This window comes from Mycobacterium sp. (assembly GCF_036273375.1).
Classification (GTDB): domain Bacteria; phylum Actinomycetota; class Actinomycetes; order Mycobacteriales; family Mycobacteriaceae; genus Mycobacterium.
In genome coordinates this window covers 1-2,978 of sequence record NZ_DASUHS010000247.1, presented here as the reverse complement: position 1 = coordinate 2,978, position 2,978 = coordinate 1, and the positions used below count along the sequence as shown (strand labels likewise).

Below are 2,978 nucleotides of genomic sequence, written 5' to 3'. Positions count from 1 at the left end.
AACAAGGCCGACGGGGATCACCTCGCCGAGGCTCGCTCGGCGGCGCGCGAGCTGTCCGGGGCCATTCGGCTGATACATCCGCGCGAAACCCTCTGGCGGCCACCCGTTCTCACGATGAGCGCGGCCGAGGGAACGGGCCTCGAAGAATTGTGGGACACCATCGAACGTCATCGACAGGTGCTTAGCGAGGCGGGGGAATTCGAGGCGCGCCGCCGGGCCCAGCTGGTCGACTGGACCTGGCAGCTGGTGCGCGACGCGGTGCTGGACCGGCTGTTGTCCAGCCCGAAGGTGCGCAAGATGCGCGCCGACATCGAACGGCAGGTCAAGGCGGGGGAGCTGACCCCCGCGCTGGCCGCCCAGCAAATATTATCGGCAGCGTCAGAATAACGGATAGATAAACAATCTGATTACGCTCCTGCCGGGTGTGAAATCCAAGTAAATTCGAAATTGTGACGGTGGAAACCCGAGTCGATCGCCGCGCGGTCCCTGTCCGCGATGACCTTGACGCAGGTCATCGTGTGTCCGGCGCAGCGGACTCACACTTCGGATGCGTCGTTCGCAGCTTCTCCAGTATGTTTCCCGCCCGCCGTTTCGGCGGCGGCGCGCTGGCGGTGTATCTCGACGGCCAACCCGTCGTGGACGTCTGGGCGGGGTGGGCCGACCGCGGCGGGCAGCGGCCGTGGATGGCGGACACCGCCCCGATGGTGTTCTCGGCGACCAAGGGGATGGCCGCCACCGTCATCCACCGGCTCGCGGACCGCGGGCTGATCGACTATGAGGCTCCCGTCGCCGAGTATTGGCCCGAGTTCGCGGCGAACGGCAAGGCCGACTTGACCGTGCGGCAGGTGATGCGACACCAGGCCGGCCTGTCGGGCTTGCGCGGCGCCACTCTGGCCGAACTGCTCGATCACGTCGTGATGGAGGAAAGGCTGGCCGCGGCGGCTCCCGGACGGCTAATGGGCAAATCGGCATATCATGCGCTGACCTTCGGCTGGCTGATGTCGGGTCTGGGCCGGGCCGTGACGGGTCAAGGCATGGGCACGCTGATCCGCGAGGAGCTCGCCCAGCCGTTGGGTACGGACGGCCTGCACCTCGGCCGGCCCCCGGCCGAGGCGCCGACCCAGGTCGCCGAGATCATCTGCCCGCAGAGCATGATCGGAAACCCTGTCGTGGGCTATGTGACTCGCAAGGTCGCCAACGGGATGTCCGGGGCATACCGGTCGATGTACTTCAAAGGCCTGATGGGCGCCGTTCGAGGCGATGTTCCTTTGCTCGATGCGGAAATCCCGGCGGCCAACGGCGTAGTGACGGCGCGTGGGCTGGCCCGGATGTACGGCGCCATCGCCAACGGTGGCGAGGTTGAGGGCGTGCGATTCCTCTCCCGCCAGCTGGTCACGGGTCTGACGGGGGAGCGGAGCCTGCGCCCGGACCGGAACCTCTACGTGCCATTGGCTTTTCACCTGGGCTACCACAGCTTGCCGATCGGCAGCGTGATGCCCGGCTTCGGCCATGTCGGCCTGGGTGGTTCGGTCGGCTGGACCGATCCGGCAAGCGGGGTGGCTTTCTCGCTGGTGCACAACCGGCTGCTGACACCGTTCGTGATGACCGATCACGCTGCGTTCGTCGGAATCTATGCGCTGATCCGCAAGGCTGCCGAGAAAGCGCGCAAGCGCGGTTTCAAACCGATCACCGAATACGGTGCACCCTATTTCGAGCCGGGAGCGGTCGCCGGTTGACCGGGGTTGTCGGCCACCGGGCGTTGAAAAGAGCCCGCGGCGGCGGCCGTGACTAGTAGGACGGAAGCCTGGAAGGCCTCGGGATCGGGGCAGTGACCGCGTCGTCGCCGCCGAACTTCTCCCCGAGCAGTTCGCGCACGACCGGCCGTGGCGGTCGGGAGCGAAGCATCCGGCTGGGCGGACGCGTACGAACTATCTGCGGCCACCAGAACCAACGTCCGAGTAGCGCGGCGATGGACGGCGTCATGAACGAGCGAACGACCAAGGTGTCGAACAGCAGCCCCAGACCGATGGTCGTGCCCACCTGACCGATAATCCGCAAATCGCTCGCTGCCATCGAGGCCATGGTGAAGGCGAAGACCAGGCCCGCATTCGTCACGACCTTGCCGGTGCCGGCCATCGCGCGGATGATGCCGGTGTTGATCCCGCTGGCTATTTCCTCTTTCATTCGGGACACCAGCAGCAAGTTGTAGTCAGACCCCACCGCCAAAAGGACGATGACGGACATCGGCAGCACCATCCAGTGCAATTTGAAGCCCAAAACATACTGCCAAATCAGCACTGATAGCCCAAACGACGCACCCAACGACAGCGCCACCGTACCGACGATAACCAGCGCGGCTACAAAACTTCGGGTGAGGATAAGCATGATGATGAAAATGAGACAGAGCGCACCGATTCCCGCGATATACAGGTCGTATTTAGCCCCGTCGTGGAAATCCTTGAATGTCGACGCCGTCCCGGCGAGATAGACGTTGGCACTCTCGAGGGGCGTCGTCTTGAGCGCCTCCTCTGCCGCCGTTCTGATCTTGTCGATCCTCGCTATGCCCTCGGGCGTGGCGGGGTCCCCCCTGTGCGAAATGATGAACCGAGCAGCTTTTCCATCCGGAGATAAGAACGACTCCATCGCCTTCTTGAAGTCCGCGTTGTCGAAAACTTCCGGTGGCAGATAGAACGAATCGTCGTTCTTGGCCGCGTCGAACGCCTCACCCATCGCGGCGGAGTTTTGGCTCGATTCATCCATCCCGTTCATCATGCCGGCCATGGTGCTGTGCATTTTCAGAATCATGTTCCGGGCATCTTCTGCCATCGCGATCATGGTGGGATATTGCGCCAGCAACTGGGGTAAGAGCGCGTCCAAGTTCACGAGGTCTTTGACCAGGCCGTCCATTTTATCGCTGAGTTCGTCCACACCGTCGATTGTGTCGAATATCGCTCTCAACGAAAAGCATATCGGGATGT

At 63.4% G+C, this 2,978-nt stretch carries 3 protein-coding genes; 2 read left to right on the top strand and 1 reads right to left on the bottom strand.

Annotated features, from left to right (window positions below; translation table 11 throughout):
- Positions 1-387, top strand: a 387-nt coding sequence (locus VFW69_RS21670) for a P-loop NTPase family protein (protein WP_526504434.1), incomplete at its 5' end; no start/stop codon positions are given.
- A gap of 62 nt (positions 388-449) precedes the next feature.
- The gene (gene lipL / locus VFW69_RS21665; RefSeq protein WP_526504432.1) at positions 450-1,736 is read left to right on the top strand and encodes an esterase/beta-lactamase LipL; all 1,287 of its coding nucleotides are present in this window, start codon (positions 450-452) and stop codon (positions 1,734-1,736) included.
- 52 nt (positions 1,737-1,788) lie between these two features.
- Here the strand turns inward: lipL and VFW69_RS21660 are convergent.
- On the bottom strand, positions 1,789-2,978 hold a 1,190-nt coding region (locus VFW69_RS21660), incomplete at its 5' end, for an MMPL family transporter (RefSeq protein ID WP_526504430.1).